Annotated in this window: 13 protein-coding genes; 9 read left to right on the top strand and 4 right to left on the bottom strand. The window is 71.8% G+C overall.

Going from position 1 to position 15,054, the window contains the following annotated elements; genetic code table 11:
- Window positions 1–220: 220 nt before the first annotated feature.
- Window positions 221–1,402: a cupin domain-containing protein gene (locus ACYVF7_RS18935; RefSeq protein WP_460341929.1), complete on the bottom strand. Its 1,182-nt coding sequence runs from the start codon at window positions 1,400–1,402 to the stop codon at window positions 221–223.
- A gap of 209 nt (window positions 1,403–1,611) precedes the next feature.
- On the opposite strand from ACYVF7_RS18935, the gene ACYVF7_RS18930 reads away from it, so the two are divergent.
- The 3 genes from ACYVF7_RS18930 (at window position 1,612) to ACYVF7_RS18920 (ending at window position 3,297) form a co-directional block, all read left to right on the top strand.
- The gene (locus tag ACYVF7_RS18930) at window positions 1,612–2,028 is read left to right on the top strand and encodes a hypothetical protein (RefSeq protein ID WP_460341927.1); all 417 of its coding nucleotides are present in this window, start codon (window positions 1,612–1,614) and stop codon (window positions 2,026–2,028) included.
- Window positions 2,029–2,072: 44 nt separating this feature from the next.
- Window positions 2,073–2,768 (top strand): maleylpyruvate isomerase family mycothiol-dependent enzyme, encoded by a 696-nt coding sequence (locus ACYVF7_RS18925; RefSeq protein WP_460341925.1) that lies wholly within the window; start codon window positions 2,073–2,075, stop codon window positions 2,766–2,768.
- 127 nt (window positions 2,769–2,895) lie between these two features.
- Window positions 2,896–3,297, top strand: a complete 402-nt coding sequence (locus tag ACYVF7_RS18920) for a hypothetical protein (RefSeq protein WP_460341923.1) — start codon at window positions 2,896–2,898, stop codon at window positions 3,295–3,297.
- 315 nt (window positions 3,298–3,612) lie between these two features.
- Here ACYVF7_RS18920 and ACYVF7_RS18915 read toward each other — a convergent pair whose 3' ends face one another.
- Both ACYVF7_RS18915 and ACYVF7_RS18910 read right to left on the bottom strand, forming a co-directional pair.
- On the bottom strand, window positions 3,613–6,231 hold the full coding sequence (locus ACYVF7_RS18915) for a right-handed parallel beta-helix repeat-containing protein (RefSeq protein ID WP_460341920.1): 2,619 nt from the start codon (window positions 6,229–6,231) through the stop codon (window positions 3,613–3,615).
- Window positions 6,232–6,348: 117 nt separating this feature from the next.
- Window positions 6,349–8,652, bottom strand: a complete 2,304-nt coding sequence (locus ACYVF7_RS18910) for a WD40/YVTN/BNR-like repeat-containing protein (protein WP_460341917.1) — start codon at window positions 8,650–8,652, stop codon at window positions 6,349–6,351.
- Window positions 8,653–8,828: 176 nt separating this feature from the next.
- Between ACYVF7_RS18910 and ACYVF7_RS18905 the strand changes: the two genes are divergently transcribed.
- The 4 genes from ACYVF7_RS18905 to ACYVF7_RS18890 all read left to right on the top strand — a co-directional run bounded on the left by ACYVF7_RS18905 (window position 8,829) and on the right by ACYVF7_RS18890 (window position 12,655).
- On the top strand, window positions 8,829–9,524 hold the full coding sequence (locus tag ACYVF7_RS18905; protein ID WP_460341914.1) for a response regulator transcription factor: 696 nt from the start codon (window positions 8,829–8,831) through the stop codon (window positions 9,522–9,524).
- Window positions 9,521–10,993 carry a sensor histidine kinase gene (locus ACYVF7_RS18900; protein WP_460341910.1) on the top strand — a complete coding sequence of 491 codons (1,473 nt, stop codon included), beginning with the start codon at window positions 9,521–9,523 and terminating at the stop codon, window positions 10,991–10,993. The genes ACYVF7_RS18905 and ACYVF7_RS18900 overlap by 4 nt, the downstream gene beginning before the upstream one ends.
- Window positions 10,994–11,029: 36 nt before the next feature.
- On the top strand, window positions 11,030–11,764 hold the full coding sequence (locus tag ACYVF7_RS18895; protein ID WP_460341907.1) for an SDR family NAD(P)-dependent oxidoreductase: 735 nt from the start codon (window positions 11,030–11,032) through the stop codon (window positions 11,762–11,764).
- A 117-nt stretch (window positions 11,765–11,881) separates the two neighbouring features.
- On the top strand, window positions 11,882–12,655 hold the full coding sequence (locus ACYVF7_RS18890; RefSeq protein WP_460341904.1) for a S1 family peptidase: 774 nt from the start codon (window positions 11,882–11,884) through the stop codon (window positions 12,653–12,655).
- A gap of 93 nt (window positions 12,656–12,748) precedes the next feature.
- Here the strand turns inward: ACYVF7_RS18890 and ACYVF7_RS18885 are convergent, their stop codons facing one another.
- Window positions 12,749–13,069 (bottom strand): GroES family chaperonin, encoded by a 321-nt coding sequence (locus tag ACYVF7_RS18885; protein WP_460341901.1) that lies wholly within the window; start codon window positions 13,067–13,069, stop codon window positions 12,749–12,751.
- Window positions 13,070–13,307: 238 nt separating this feature from the next.
- On the opposite strand from ACYVF7_RS18885, the gene ACYVF7_RS18880 reads away from it, so the two are divergent.
- Window positions 13,308–13,832: a SigE family RNA polymerase sigma factor gene (locus ACYVF7_RS18880; RefSeq protein WP_460341898.1), complete on the top strand. Its 525-nt coding sequence runs from the start codon at window positions 13,308–13,310 to the stop codon at window positions 13,830–13,832.
- Entirely contained in the window at window positions 13,829–15,001 is a 1,173-nt protein-coding gene (locus tag ACYVF7_RS18875) for a hypothetical protein (RefSeq protein WP_460341895.1), read from the top strand. The genes ACYVF7_RS18880 and ACYVF7_RS18875 overlap by 4 nt, the downstream gene beginning before the upstream one ends.
- Window positions 15,002–15,054 lie beyond the last annotated feature (53 nt).

The raw sequence follows: 15,054 nt of genomic DNA, 5'->3' as shown, positions 1-15,054 counted from the left end.
GACCCATCGGATCCGTTGCGTCTACTACCCGGAACACCTGCGATCACACACGGTAATTACACGATCACCAGATGAGATCCGGTAACTCCAGCCGCTACTTCCGAGATATTCGGTAAACAGTTTTAGCGATGGCGACCGGAAATGCCGAGAAGGCCGCCAATGGTCGGTTCGGACCGCGACCGCCTCGGCATCTCCGGCGATCCTCCAGGGATCGGGCGGATCAGCGCGCCCAGGTCCAGGCGTAATCGGACGCCTCGACGGACAGCGCCTCACCACCGATGTTCAGCGGCCGGAACGTATCGATCATCACGGCCGTTTCGGTGGTGGTCGTATGGCCTTTTCGGACCGCCTCGATCACCCCTTCGACGGAGCCCGGCGCCGGCCCGTGCGTGAACCCGGACGGGTGCAGGCTCACCGACCCGATGTCGATTCCCGAGCCACGGCGCGCCGTGTAATCCCCGGCCACGTAGAACATCATCTCGTCGGAGTCGACGTTGTGGTGGTTATACGGAATGGGGATGGCCGCGTCGTCGAAATCGAGCGGTCGCGGGCAGAACGAGCAGATGACGAAGTTCGGGCCCTCGAACGTCTGGTGCACCGGCGGCGGCGCGTGCGTGCGCTTCACGATCGGCTCGAAGTCGGCGATGTTGAAGACGAACGGGTAGAGGCAGCCGTCCCAGCCCACGACGTCGAGCGGATGGCGCCGGTAGGTCAGGCGCGACAGCCCGGCGCGCGTGCGGACGAGCACGGGCACGTCCTCGCCCTCCTGGACCAGCGGCTCGGCCGGTCCCCGCAGGTCGCGCTCGCTGTACGGCGCGTGCTCCAGGAACTGGCCGTACTGCGAGAGGTAGCGCTTCGGCGGCCGGATGTGCCCCGACGCCTCGAAGACCATCAGGCGCAGCGGCTCGGCCGGCTCGGTGCGCACGAAGCGGTGGATCGTCCCCGTCGGGATGACGACGTAGTCGCCGGGTCCGACGTCGAGGGCCCCGTACGTCGACTCGAGCCGCGCCCGGCCCGCCTCGACGTACACGCACTCGTCCCCGACCGAGTTGCGGTACAGCTCGCCGTCCGTGTCGGCGGCCACGTACGAGATGCGGACGTCGTCGTTGGCCGCCAGCAGCCGCCGCCCGAGCACCGGATCGCCGCCGGCCTTGATCTCGTGCGCCTTGAAATGCCGCGGCAGCAGCGGATGGTTCGGGCTCACGCCCGTGGCGTGGGCCGGAACGTCCACGCCCTCGCTCTTGACGATGGCGGTGGGCGGATTCACGTGATAGAGCAGCGAGGAGTCCGAGGAGAACCCCTCCTCCCCCATCAACTCCTCGGCGTACAGCCCGCCATCGGGTCTGCGGAACTGGATGTGCCGTTTGCGGGGGATCTCCCCGACGGCTCGGTAGTAGGGCATCTCCACTCCGGATCTCGGAAAAGCGTCGATCACCTTCACTGCCGACTTTAGGCGGTGGCCCGTACCGCCGCCAGGCGCCTCCGCGCTGGTCGCGGGCGGGTACGAGCGGAGCGGTCCCCCGCACCGGCCGCGGGCGGGTACGGGCGGGACGGTCCACGGGACCCTCCGGCGGCGACTAAGGTTTTCCCGTCGTTCAACGAGGAGGAAGAATGCGCGGAGGCGTACGCCTTCCGGCTCTGATCGTCGCGTTCGGACTGCTGGCGGGCTGCAGCGACCCGGCCGGTGCGGCGCGGCGCGAACAGGCCGCCGCCCGGAAGAAGTCTCCGTCCCCCCAGGCCACCGCGTCCCACAAGGCCGCCAAGCGGCACCCCGGCAAGGCGGCGTCGTGGTGGCAGGCGGTCGCCACGGCCAAGACGGCGGGCGGCCTCCGCGTGAAGACCGGCGCGCTCAAGGCCGGGCGGGTGAAGGTGGTCGTCACCGACGTCACCGGCCACGCCGAGCGCAGGTTCACGGCGTCGGCGACCCCGCAGTCCGTCACGGTCGGAGGCTTCACCCTCACCGCCGTCAAGGTGAGCAGGTCCACCAAGGTCGGCAAGTACGGCGTCGGCTTCCATTACCACCGCTGAGGCACCGTGGAATGTTCCGCCGTCGCCGGGGCAGGAGGACGGGCGTGACCACACTCGATGATCTCGACCCGTTCACCATCTTCGACGCCGAGGCCGAGCGCCTCGACCGCTTCTTCAGCGGTCTGGGCGAAGAGGACTGGACGCGGCCGTCCCGCTGTGAGGGGTGGACGGTCCGCGACGTCCTCGCCCACCTGGCGGGCGAGGAGGACTACAACCACGCCTGCCTCGACGACGGCCTCGACGGGCTCTGGTCCCGCCTGGAGAAGAACGGCATCACCGGGCTGGTGGACTTCAACGACTGGACGGTCCGCACCCGGCGCGATCTCCCCGTCGCCGAGGTGCTGGACGAGTGGCGCACCCGGAACGGCGACACCCGCCGGCGGATGCGAGCGCTGGGGCGCGACGGGACGCTGGCCACGATGGCCGGGCCGTACCCCGTCGGCCTGCAGGCCTTCCACTACGCGTCCGAGTACGCCACGCACGGCGACGACGTCGACGTGCCGGTCGAGGACGCCCGGGAGCGTACGGCCTGGCGCGTCGCGGTCGGCCGGTTCGCCCTGGAGGAACAGGAGGCCGACGTCGAGGTCGAGGAGGACGACGACGGCGACCTCGTCGTGCGCACGCCCCGCGGCCTGGGCCGGCTGACCCCGGCGGAGTTCGTCGAGACCACCGTAGGCCGTCTCCCCGACGGCCACCCGCTCGACGCGGACCTCCGCAACGCCCTCCGCTGCCTCGCCTGACAGGGTCTCAGCGGCATCGCGAATGGGCCTCAGGCCCTAACCTTCCGTTGAGCCCGCAGACTCTGTAACGCGACCTTTCGCGTCCCTAGGGTGATCCAGTCACGCAAGATCACCTCTAGGGAGAAACATGCGCAAACTCTCCATGGTCCTCGCCGGTGCGTCCGCGGTGGCCGGTCTGGCACTCACCGCTGGTACGGCGGACGCGAGCACGGTGCACACGGAGAGCGCCAACCCATGCGGCACCACGTGGTGCGCCTACGTGAATGCGAGGGGAGTGAAGGTCTACGCCGCTAAAATCTTCCTCCGCTCCCGCAAGCAGTTCAAGAAGGGATATCCCTACGTCGAGGTGATCCAGCCGCACCACAAGCCCACGTGGATCTGGGGGGCAGAAATCCAAAAAAGGGTGGGTACGCGCACCGTTCAGATCAACAAGACGGTCGCCGACAAAACCGTGCTCCACATCGGCGTCGCACCGACGAGGGCGAAAAAGAACTACAAGGGCGACGCCTACATGATCGTGCGCAAGTAGACTGCCGCCTCACGCCGTCCGAGGGCCGCCCCCTGTCCCCGAGGGGGAGCCCCCATGGCCGGTGGGACGTCTCCCCGACGACCACCCGCTCGACGCCGACCTCCGCGACGCCCAGGGCTCGCCGTGGATCCCGGAGAATTGGATGCACAGCTTGTAGCCGTTCGGGAAGTTGCGGTTCGCCTTCCGCGCTTCAAATAGGTCCGTGAACCCAGCGGAATGTTCATATGACGTTGACCACTCGGCTGCCCGGCCGTAACAGACGAGGCTCCCTCCGCCATCCAGGAGGGAGCCTCGTATCCTTCGACGGTCTCGCTGTCAGCCGCTCTGCGTCGTCGCGGTGACCGACGCGGGCGCACCGGTACCGGTGGCCGTGACGGCGGCGATGGTGAAGGTGTACTTCGTGCCCGGCTGCAGGCCGTTCACCACGCGCAGGAGCGCCTTCGCCGTCGGCTGGCTGATCAGCGTGTCGCGGCCCTGCACCGTGACCGTACGGCCGTCGGAGACGGTCACCGTGTAGCCGATCACCGGGGTGTCACCGGTGACGGTCGGCGGGGTCCACTGCAGCGCGACCGCGTCGGCGCTCGCCCGCGCCTTCAGGCTCGTCGGAGCCGCGGCGAGCGCACCCGCACCCGGGCCCGGCGTGACCGCTGCGGACGGCAGCGAGGGCACGCTGACGCCCGAGGCGCCCCGGGCGGTGACGGTCACCGTGTACGAAGTGCCGTTCGTCAGCCCGTCGATGACGGCGTAGCCGGTGCGCCGGAAGTCGGCGGCGCCGATCGTGACGCTCTTCCCGCCTGTCGCCGTCGCGGTGTACGAGGTGGGCGCGGCGCCGTCGGAGGCGGGGTTCCAGGCGACGTAGACCTTGCCGTCCACGGCGAAGGTGGCGACCCGTCCGGGCGGCTCGGGCGCGGTCGGCACCCGGACGCCGAGGATGCCGCGGTACTTCGGCTCCACGCCCGCGTTGCTCACGATGTCGGCCGGGGCCTTCGCCGGGTCGGACAGGATGTGGTTGCCCTGGGTGACCAGGCCCTTGTTGTCGCTGTCCGGGTCGCCCTGCTGCCAGTAGTTGCCCTGGACGAGCGTCGGGTCGTTGTTGCCGAGGGCGTCGCGGTAGTCGGTGTGCCGGCTGGCGACGTTGGCGTACGCCGCGTTGTACAGCACGTTGCCCTCGATCGTCTCGTACGTGCAGCCGTTGTCGGTGTAGACGTTCTTGCCGAGTCCCCACTGGTCGTGGATGACGTTGCCGGTGACCTTCTCGCCGTCGGCGATGGACGTGCCGGTGATGCCCTGGGTGTAGATGCCGCCGCCGTCGTCGAGCAGCTGCATGTAGTTGAAGATGAGGTTGTCGCGCACCGCGTTGTCGTGGGAGAGGTTGGGCGTGGCCGGTTTGCTGATCTTGTCGGGCCAGCCGCCCCAGCCCATCGAGATCGCCGAGTACGCGACGTCGTCGATCTGGTTGTGCGCGATCGTGTCGTGCTGGCTGTAGCCGTTGATGATGGCCACGCCGCCGTGGAACTCACGCGGCAGCCCGTACAGGTGGTTGTCCTCCACCGTGTTGCCGCGGGTGGTGCCGGCGTCGTCGGCCTGCGGCTTGTCGACCCCACCGATCTCGACGCCGTTGCCGGAGATGTCGGTGAAGATGTTCCCGCGGACGACCGCGTCCTTGGTGCCGGTGCCGAACTCCAGCCCGGCCGCGCCGAGGTGGGTGAAGACGCTGTCGCTGAACTCCACGCGCTCCCCGGTGACGGAGATGTTGCCCGGCTCCTTGGTCCAGGAGGCGTACGGGCAGGTGCCGCCCGCGACGAACTGGCACAGGCCCTGTGTGGCGTACCCGGTCGCGCCGGTGATGGTGTAGCCGGCCTGGATCTCGGAGAAGCCCTCCGGGCTCGACGGCGTCAGCCAGGTCGCGTAGGAGAACTGGAGGCCGCGGAAGGCGACGTCGTGGACGCCGTTCGCGTCGACCAGCTTCTCGATCGCCGGCACTTCGACGTCCGCGCGGCGCAGGTCCTGCCCGGCCCGGGGCTTGTAGTAGACGCGGTGCCGGGTGCGGTCGAGGTACCACTCCCCCGGCTGGTCGAGCAGTTCGAGGGCGTTCTCGGCGTACGCGGGCAGGCTGCCGTTGGTGAGCGTGCCGGGCCCGACCATGTTGACGGTACGGCCGGGGATGTCGGGGAAGATGACCCGCTTCATCGAGTTGTCCCAGCACGGCTGGGCCATCGTGATCGTGGTGCCGGAGACGGAGGCGATCGGGCAGCGCGGCTCGGTCCACTGGCCGAGGCCGTAGCGCTCGGCGTTCCAGAGCTTCTCGCCGGCGGTGTAGACGAACTCGACGTCCCCGGGATTCCGCCACTTCGCGAGCGTGTCGGCCGACGCCGTGTATCCGGTGGCGGTCGCGGTGAGGGTGACCGGGACCTTTCCGCCGGCGCGCTGTGCGCGGACGCCGTCGACGTACAACTGCCGGGTGTCGGCGAGCCCGCCCGGGGCGGGCGCGGACCAGACGCCGTTCGGGCCGGGCCGCCAGCCGGTGACCTGACGCCCGCCGCTGATCACGGTGCCGGGCGAGCCCTGCCAGACGATCCGGTGGCCGTCCCGGCCGGAGTCGCGGGCGTCGAGTTCGAGGGGCCGGGACAGCCGCTGGACGCCGGACGCGACGTGCACGGTCAGGTCACCGGCCAGGTGCCGGGAGCGGACCAGGTCACGGGCGCGTTCGAGGGTCCGGACGGGGCGTACGGCCGTGCCCGGCGCGTGGTCCGAGCCTGCCGGGGAGACGTACACGTCCTGGGACGCCGCCTGAGCCGTGGGCATCCCGGCCGGGAGTACTCCGGCGAGGGCGGTCAGTCCGGCGGTGAGGAGCAGTACGCCCGGGGCCCGGGATCGCGCCGACTCGGCGACGACCCGGGACCCGGGCGTACGAAGGCGGAAGAAGCGGGGCATCGGCCCTCCAGGGGTCAGGAGCTGCCCTAAAGGTAGGACCAATTGCCGGACTGATCAATACTTCTGCCCCTACACAGCCAGGTACGGAAGTATTGATCGGATCACTTCCTCCTTCGATCAGCCGACCTGGCGGAGCAGTGCCGGGGTGAGCCGCATGCTGTAGACGCCGCGGCCGAAGGTCGCCGCGTACAGCCTCCCGGCCTTGAACTCGATGTCGGTGACCGCGGCCAGGGGCAGGCTGCCGAGCCGGATCCAGCGCTTCCCGAGGCCCGCGAACACGCCGGCGTCCGTGGCGACGACCAGCACGCCGCGCGGACCGATGATCACATCGTTGACCGGAGCCGTCGGCAGGTTGCCGGTGATGTCGCTCCAGGTCCGGCCGCCGTCGGACGACGTGAGCACGTTTCCGCCGCCGGTCCCGGCGCGGTATCCGGACAGGGTCACGACGACGCGCGCCCCGTCGAACCGGACGCGGGTCACCCACTGCTTCCCGGTCAGCAGCGGCGCCCACGTCCGCCCGGCGTCGCGGGTCAGCTGGACGCGGCCGTCATCGGTGCCGGCCAGGATCCGGTCGCCGGTGGCCTGCACGGAGGTCAGCGTGCCGAACGGGTAGACCGGGTCGTCGCCGGGCCCGCCGGTCAGGTCCGGGCTGATCGGCGCGAAGTGCAGGCCGTCCGTCGACCGGAAGAGCCGGTTCCCGCCGAGGTAGGTGACGTCGGGGTCGTCGGTGGCGAACTCGAGGGGGCTGAACCAGTTGAACCGGTCGTCCTCGGCCGCCGCGACCGTGAGGTCGGTGGTGTGGTCGCCGCCGTCGAGGGAGCGGGCGCAGTTCCCGTACTGGTAGCAGGCGTAGACGCGGTTCTGGTTCCGCGGGTCGATGAGGTTCTGCTCGCCGTCGCCGTCGTACCAGGAGTTCCAGCGGTCACCGCCCCAGGTCCGGTTCGACCCGTTGTCCTGGGCGCCGCCGGTGATGCGCGTCGGGTCCTGTGCGCTCACCGCGACGCTGTAGAACTGCGTCCACGGCTCGTACGCCGCGTGCGTCCAGCTGCCGGCCGCCGCGTTCGCGTCCGAGCGGTAGACGCCGCCGTCGTTGCCCTCATAGACCCGGCCCGGCTTGGTCGGGTCCCAGGCGATCGCGTGGTGGTCGACGTGCGTGCCGGTGTCGTTGGCCCACGTCTTGCCGCCGTCCTTGGACTCGCGGAGGAACTCCCCTGGGACGAGGACGTGGTCCCGGTTCGCCGGGTCGACCCAGACCTCGCCGCCCCACCAGCCGAGCGCGGCCTCGGGCGCACCGCCCGTGGTGAAGGAGTTCCCGCCGTCGTCGGAGACGTAGAAGCCCTTCTCGTCGCCGTACGCGCCCCACGTCGCGGTGCGGACGTACACCCGTCCGCCGGGCGCGGCGGCCACCCCGGAGCGGCTGAAGCTCGGGTCGGGTTTCAGGCCGGTCGTGTCGCCGGGGGTGAGCTTGGTGACGTTCTCCAGCCGCGTCCAGTGCGCGCCGCCGTCGGTGGAGCGGTACAGCCCCGAACCCGGCCCGCCGTACCGGCGCAGGCTCGGCGTGCGCTGCCGGTCCCAGAGCGTCGCGTACACGGTGTCCGGCCGGTCCGGAGCGATCGCCAGGTCGACCGCGCCGGTCCAGGCGTTCGCCCCGGCCAGCACGCGCCGCCACGTACGGCCGCCGTCGGTGGTCCGGTAGACGCCGCGCTCCCCGCCCGGGCGGAACAGCGACCCGGTGGCCGCCACGAAGATCCGCTTCGGGTTCCTCGGGTCGACGGCGATCCGCCCGATCGTGGCCGAGTGACGCAGGCCGAGGTTCTTCCAGGTACGGCCGCCGTCCGTGGTCCGGTAGATCCCGTCGCCTTCGTAGGTGAGCGAGCCGCCGCCCGGGTTCGCCTCGCCGGTGCCGACGTAGACGGACCCGTCCGGGGCGGCGACCGTGGCGCCGGTGGCCTGCGGGAAGTCGTCCGGCCACACCGACCGGAACGTCGTGGCCCGGTCGGTGCTCTTCCAGACGCCGCCGCTGGCCGCCGTGATGAAGACCGCCCCTGTACGGTCGACGGAGACGCCCGTGACGCGCCCGCCGATGTTCGCGGGCCCCTCGGAGGTCCAGTGCCCGACGGACCGGATCCGGCGGGCCTGGCCGGCCGCCGTCAGCAGGGCCTGCTCGGGCAGCCCGGCCCCGCCGGACAGGTCCTGTCGTGCCTTCCACTCGCCCGGGGCGAGCGGCCCGCACTCCTCTGGTTCCTCGTCTCTCACAACCCGGGTCGTCGCGGCCTTGGCCGCCTTCACCGCGGGTTCCTCACAGTCCTCGCCGGTCGCCTTCGCCGTCGGCGCCGCATGCGCCGGGGCGGTGAGGCCGGCGACGAGGGCGAACGCCGGGATCACCGCCCAGCGGGCCCATGGCCGGATCCTGTCGCGCACGGTCATCTCCCATCTCAGGAGCAGTCAGAACGCGCGCACTGTCACACCGGCCGGACATCGGATCAAGGTGACGGGCCGGTTCCGGCCAGGTCGGCGCCGCGTGACCGGTCGGGGATCTCAGGCGGGTCTCATATTCGCTTCATGGTCGGATCACGGCGACTGCCCAGGCTGAACGCATGGTGGCTTCCGCACGGATCCTGGTGGCCGACGACGACCCCGCGGTGCGCTCCGCTCTGGAGCGCGTGCTGCGGTTCAACGGCTGTGAGGTCGATCTCGCCGAGGACGGCATCGGCGCCCTCGAGGCGGTCGACGCCGCCCGGCCCGACGTCCTGATCCTCGACGTGAGGATGCCGAACCTCGACGGGCTGGGCGCGTGCCGGATGCTGCGGCGGCGCGGAGACGACATCCCGATCCTGATGCTCACCGCCCGCGTCGACCTCGACGCCCGCGTGACCGGCCTGGACGCGGGCGCCGACGACTACCTCACGAAGCCCTTCGAGCTGGAGGAGCTCCTGGCCCGCCTGCGCGCGCTGCTGCGGCGATCGCGCGGATTCGACGACGGCGACGGGGCCCGCGAGGAGGTCCTGCGCTTCGGCGACCTCACCATGAACCTGACCACCCGGGAGACCCGCCGCGGCGAGCGGCCGCTCGAACTCACGCGGACGGAGTTCGACCTGCTCGAGCTGATGATGCGCAACCCGCGCCACGTGCTGGAGCGCTCCCGGATCCTGGAGGAGGTCTGGGGGTACGACTTCGGGCGTTCGTCCAACTCCCTCGACGTCTACATCGGCTATCTGCGGCGCAAGACCGAAGAGCACGGCGAGCCCCGGGTGATCCACACCGTCCGGGGAGTCGGGTACGCCCTCCGATGAGAGTCCCGTCCCCGCGCCGGCTGTCGCTGCGGACCCGCGTGGCGCTGCTGGCGGCCGGCGCCGTCATCCTGGCGATCGTCATCGTGGCGTTCGCCGCCGACACGCTGCTGCAGAACGAGCTGCGCAACCAGATCGACCAGAACCTCATCAGCCAGGCCAAGTCGTTCGCCCACTCGCCGGACGACCGGCCGGGTGACCGGCACGACGCCCACCTGCTCGCCCCGCTGGGGATCAGCGTCGCGATCGTCCAGCCCGACGGCTCGGTCACCACGCCGCCGGGCACGACGCTCCGCGTGCCGGTCGACTCCGCCGACGTGCGCGCGGTGTCGGCCGGCCCGGGGCCTCAGGTCCGGCTCCGCAGCGCCTACTCCGGCGACGTCCACGTGCGGGTCGTGACGACGCGGGCCCCGGACGGCAACGTCATCGTGCTGGCCCGGTCCCTGGCCGACGTCGACCGCACCGTCCTGCGGCTCCAGCTCGGGACCGTCATCTTCGGGCTCGGCGCGGTGACCCTCGCCGCCACCGCCGGCTTCGCCGTCGCCGGAGCCGGGCTGCGGCCCATCCGGAACCTCACCCGGGCGGCGGCGCGGATCGCCCGTACGCAGGACCTGGACCCCACGCCGATCGAGGTGACCGGTGGCGGGGAGATCGCCGAACTCGCGCACAGCTTCAACGCCATGCTCGCCGCGCTCAACCGGTCCCGCGAGCGGCAGCGGCAGCTGGTCTCCGACGCCGGCCACGAGCTGCGCACCCCGCTCACGAGCCTGCGCACCAACATCGACCTGCTGATCCAGATCCAGCGGCACCCGGAGCGGCCACTGCCCCAGGGCACCCACGACCGGCTGCTCGCCGACGTCAAGGCCCAGCTCATGGAGCTGACCACCCTGGTCGGGGACCTGGTCGAGCTGGCGCGCGACGACGAGACGCCGCGCCGGCGCGAGCCCGTACGGCTCGACGAGGTCGTCCACCATGCCGTCGAGCGGGTGCGCCTGCGCGCCCCCGCGACGGTGTTCTCGGTGAACCTGGAACCGTGGCTCGTGGAGGGGGCGGAGCCGGAGCTGGCGCGGGCGGTCACGAACCTCCTCGACAACGCGGTGAAGTTCGGACCGCCGGACGGCACCGTGTGGGTCGTGCTCCGCGACGGCGAGCTCGTCGTCGCCGACGAGGGACCCGGCATCGAGCCGGGCGACCTGCCGTACGTCTTCGAGCGCTTCTACCGGTCGGCGGCGGCGCGCGCGGTCAGCGGGTCCGGCCTGGGCCTGGCGATCGTCCGGAACGCCGCCGAGCACCATGCCGGCGAGGTGGTCGCGGAGAATCGGCCCGGAGGCGGCGCGCTGATGCGCCTCCGGCTGCCCGGCCTTCCCGGCGTCGCGGCCCCGCCGGAAGCCGGGTCCGCGGTCCCGACCGGGCCGAGGCCCCGATCTCGCGGGCGACACTCAGCGGACGCGGACCAGCCGGTCCAGCGCTGACGCCACGTGCGAGGCGGGGATCGGTAGCCTGAGATCATGCCCACCGCCCTCATCACCGGCGCCACCGCGGGGATCGGCGCGGCGTTCGCCCGCCGGCTCGCCGCCGACGGCTTCCACCTGATCCTGCTGGCGCGCGACGCCGAGCGGCTGGCCCGCGCCGCCGAGGAGTACGGCGACGCCGAGGTCGTCGTCGCCGACCTGGCCACCGACGAAGGCATCGCCAAGGGCGAGGAGGCCGCCCGCCGCGCCGACCTGGTCGTCAACAACGCCGGGTTCGGGAGCAGGGGGCGGTTCCTCCAGGTGCCCCTCGAGGAGGAGCTGACGATGCTCCGGGTCCACTGCGAGGCGGTGCTGCGGCTGACGTACGCCGCTCTGCCAGGGATGCGCGAGCGCGGCCACGGCGGCGTCATCAACGTCGCATCGGTGGCGGCGTTCTTGGCGCGCAGCACGTACGGGGCGTCGAAGGCGTGGGTGGTCTCGTTCAGCGAGGGCGCCGCACAGGACGTCCCGGGCGTGCGCGTCATGGCCCTGTGCCCGGGCTTCGTGCACACCGAGTTCCACGAGCGGGCCGACATCAACGTGTCCGCCGTCCCCGAGGCGTTCTGGCTGGACGCCGACCGGGTCGTCGCCGACGCGCTGCGCGACTTCCGGCGCGGCATGACCGTCAGCGTCCCCGGCGCGCAGTACAAGACCCTCGTCGGGCTCGGCAGACTCGCCCCGCGCAAGCTCGTGGGACGCATCTCCTCGCGCACCAGCCGCAGGTACGACTAGTCCCTGTCGCAAAGCCCCCCGTACCAGTCCGGGCCGCGCGCCCGATCACCCGCCCCCCTCGCGCGGCGGGACCCGATGCCGTTAGGTTTTACGGCACCGGACGGAGGTGCTCCCCCCATGCCCCTGTTCCCGCGCCGCTTGGCGGCGGTGGTCCTGTCGGCGCTCGCCCTGTGCGCCGGGCTGGTGACCCCCTCGGCGAACGCGGTGGTCGGCGGCTCGCTCGCCACCCCGCCGTCGTGGCTGGCGGCGATCGGTACGCCGGCCTTCCTCATCCGGCCCTCCGGGCAGTTCTGCGGCGGTGTGCTCGTCGCGCCGGACAAGGTCGTGACGGCGGCGCACTGCGTGAGCTTCCTGCAGCAGGTTCCGGGCCTGCTGAGCGCCGTGTTCGGCCGCGCCGACCTGTCGAAGAAGGACGGCGAGACGGTGCGGATCACGAAGATCTGGGTGCACCCCGACTTCCGTGAGACGGCCTTCCAGGGCGAGACGGTCGAGCACAACGACGTGGCCGTGCTCACGCTCGCCCGGCCGGTGAACCGCCTGCCGCTGCCGCTCATCGGCCGGTATGGCACCTATCCGCCCGGCACGGACGCGCGGGTCCTCGGCTGGGGCACGACCTCGGAGCGGGACCTGTTCAACGTACGGCTCCGCGAGGCCACGATCCCGATCGCCCCGGACAAGCGGTGCTCGGCGGCGTACGGCCGCGACACGTTCAGCGCGAAGGACATGGTGTGCGCGGGTTCGCCGAAGGCCGACACCTGTGAGTTCGACAGCGGTGGACCGCTCATCCTCCAGGGCCGGCTCGCCGGGCTGACCTCCTGGGCGTACGGCTGCGCCCGCCCGGGCTATCCGGGCGTCTACACCCGCCTGTCGGCGTTCACCCTGCCGCTGTGAGGCCGGCGGCCGACGAGTCGATCACCGGCCACCCGGACCGGCTGCGGACGATCCCCGCCGAGCGCTGACGATCGGGGCGCTTCGAGGCGGGGGTCACAGGTAGAGGCCGGTGCCGTACTCGGGGCGCTCGTTGGCGACGGCGTGCACGTCGCGCTCGCGCATCACGAGGTACAACTCTCCCTGCACCTCGACCTGGAACTGGTCCTCGTCGTGGTACAGGACCATGTCGCCGACCTTGACGGTGCGGACGTTGTGGCCGACGCCGCAGACCTCGCCCCAGACGAGGCGGTTGCTCTGCTCCGCGGTCGCCGGGATCACGATGCCTCCGCTGCTGCGGCGCTCTCCCGACTCCTTCTCCGGGCGCACCATGACACGGTCGTGCAGCATCTGTATCTCGAACTTCGGCTCGGCCACAGTCGGGATTCTACCGAGATCACACCGTGTGCTCCGGCCGGACGACGGCAACGGCTTCCCGGGCGCCGGCATGACGTCTCCCGGGTGCCGTGTCAGCCGAGGCGGCGCGCGCCGCGACCCTCGACGCTCCTCATGGCGCACGCGGGGGAGCACCGTCCGCGATCGGCCATCTTCGGAACCCGTGCAACCTTTACCGCGCCCGCGCCGGTCTCATAGGCGAAGCCAACGAGGAGGATCGGTGCGCGCGGCCGACGAAGAGGCCTATGTGGAGTACGTGACGGCCAGGCTGCCCGAACTGCACCGCATCGCCTACTTACTGTGCAAGGACGCGCACCGCGCCGACGACGTGCTGCAGACGGCGATCACCCGGCTCTACGTCCACTGGCATCGCGCCCGAGAGGCCGATGACCTGGACAGGTATGTCCGGACGATCCTGATCCGGTCCTTCCTCAACGAGCAACGCCTGCGGTGGGCGCGCGTCCGGCTCACCGGAGCACCGCACGAGACCCCGAGCCTGCCGGCGACGGCGGGGCCCGACGTCGAGACGCGCACCGTCGTGCACGCCGCTCTCGAGCGCGTGCCGCCGCGGCAGCGCGCGGTGCTCGTCCTGCGATTCCTATGCGACCTGCCGGTCGCGGAGGTCGCCGAGATCCTCGGCTGTTCGCAGGGAAACGTCAAGAGCCAGACGGCGCGCGGCCTGGAGCGGCTGCGCGGGCTGCTCGGCGAACCGATCACCGCCGATCTCGGAGGGAGAGACCGATGACGCGGCCAGAACAGGACGGCGCTCACCTCCTCGCCCCGCTGCGTACGGCAGGACCCGAGGCGCCTCCCGGCGTGGACGTGCGAAGGGCGCTGCGCGGGGGGCGCCGCCGCGCTCGGATCCGGCACGCGGCGATCGGGGCCGGGGCCACGAGTGCCGTCGTCGCCGCGGTGGCGTCCGTGGGCGTGTTCATTCAGGTCCTGGCCCCCACGGACCCGCGTCCCGCGGCCCCCGGCCGGGACGGCTTCGATGTCCTGCATCGCGCCTTCAGGGTCGGTTCCGCGGGCGGATTCACCCCCGACACGTACGAGACGGGCCGTTACCGCCAGCGGATCGTGCTCCGGGCGGCGAACCCCGGCGACGGCACGGGCACGGACGCGGTGGTCGTGATGTACGCCAAGGGCCGGACGCCTCAGGGCGCCGGTGTGGCCTGGCGGCCCTCCGGCCGCCAGGCCACACCGGTCGACGGGCATCGCGCCCTGCTCCTGACGGACCCAGTGATCCGTCCGGACGCGACCGAGCTGGCCTGGGAATGGCGGCCCGGCGCCTGGGGATTCGTCTCGCTCAAGGGACCCGGGGCCGACGCCGACCGCGCGGAGAAGGTCGCCCTGAGCGTACGCGCCGGGGCGAACGACGCGGTCACGCGGCCGGTCACGGTGCCCGCTCACGCGCTCGGCGCGCAGGACCGGCTGGTCGGTGTCGTCACCTCGATCGGCCCGGCCCGCTTCGGGCGCGTGCTGATGCTCCGCTTCGCCGCCGACGACGCGGCGGCCGACACCACGACGCGGATCGACGTCGGCGTCCGGTATTCGGCCGTCGAACGACGCGTCACCACCGCCACCATCGGCGGAAGACCTGCCGCGGTGTCGCGGACGAAGGTCGCCTTCCTGGACGGCAGCGGCATCACCGTCGAGGTCGGCGACTCCTCCGCGCTGGCGCGGCTCGGCGGCGACGCGAGCCTGCGCGACCTGGCCGCGTCGGTACGGCTCACGGCCCAGCCGACCTGGCCGTCCGTCCCCGAGGCCCGATGTGATCGGCGCGGACCGTCGACGGCCTCACCCGCGTCCGCGCCGCCGGCGTGCGTGACGGGCACACCGTCCGCGAGCCCGACCGCCACCGGGACGGCGACCCCGGGACCGGGGCACGGCGCTCCGTCGCCCACCCCGGGGTGACCGGCTGCCACACGCCGGACTCGCCGACGTCCGTTCGGGCCGCCCGGGACCGA

The organism is Actinoallomurus acanthiterrae (assembly GCF_054775715.1).
This window is presented reverse-complemented; position numbering and strand designations above follow the sequence as displayed.

Excerpts from the sequence above, each read along its gene's own strand:
- ACYVF7_RS18895 (WP_460341907.1), top strand. The coding sequence starts at position 11,030 with ATGCCCACCGCCCTCATCACCGGCGCCACCGCGGGGATCGGCGCGGCG.
- ACYVF7_RS18905 (WP_460341914.1), top strand. The coding sequence starts at position 8,829 with ATGGTGGCTTCCGCACGGATCCTGGTGGCCGACGACGACCCCGCGGTG.
- ACYVF7_RS18890 (WP_460341904.1), top strand. The coding sequence starts at position 11,882 with ATGCCCCTGTTCCCGCGCCGCTTGGCGGCGGTGGTCCTGTCGGCGCTC.
- ACYVF7_RS18900 (WP_460341910.1), top strand. The coding sequence starts at position 9,521 with ATGAGAGTCCCGTCCCCGCGCCGGCTGTCGCTGCGGACCCGCGTGGCG.
- ACYVF7_RS18875 (WP_460341895.1), top strand. The coding sequence starts at position 13,829 with ATGACGCGGCCAGAACAGGACGGCGCTCACCTCCTCGCCCCGCTGCGT.
- ACYVF7_RS18935 (WP_460341929.1), bottom strand. The coding sequence starts at position 1,402 with ATGCCCTACTACCGAGCCGTCGGGGAGATCCCCCGCAAACGGCACATC.
- ACYVF7_RS18930 (WP_460341927.1), top strand. The coding sequence starts at position 1,612 with ATGCGCGGAGGCGTACGCCTTCCGGCTCTGATCGTCGCGTTCGGACTG.
- ACYVF7_RS18920 (WP_460341923.1), top strand. The coding sequence starts at position 2,896 with ATGCGCAAACTCTCCATGGTCCTCGCCGGTGCGTCCGCGGTGGCCGGT.
- ACYVF7_RS18915 (WP_460341920.1), bottom strand. The coding sequence starts at position 6,231 with ATGCCCCGCTTCTTCCGCCTTCGTACGCCCGGGTCCCGGGTCGTCGCC.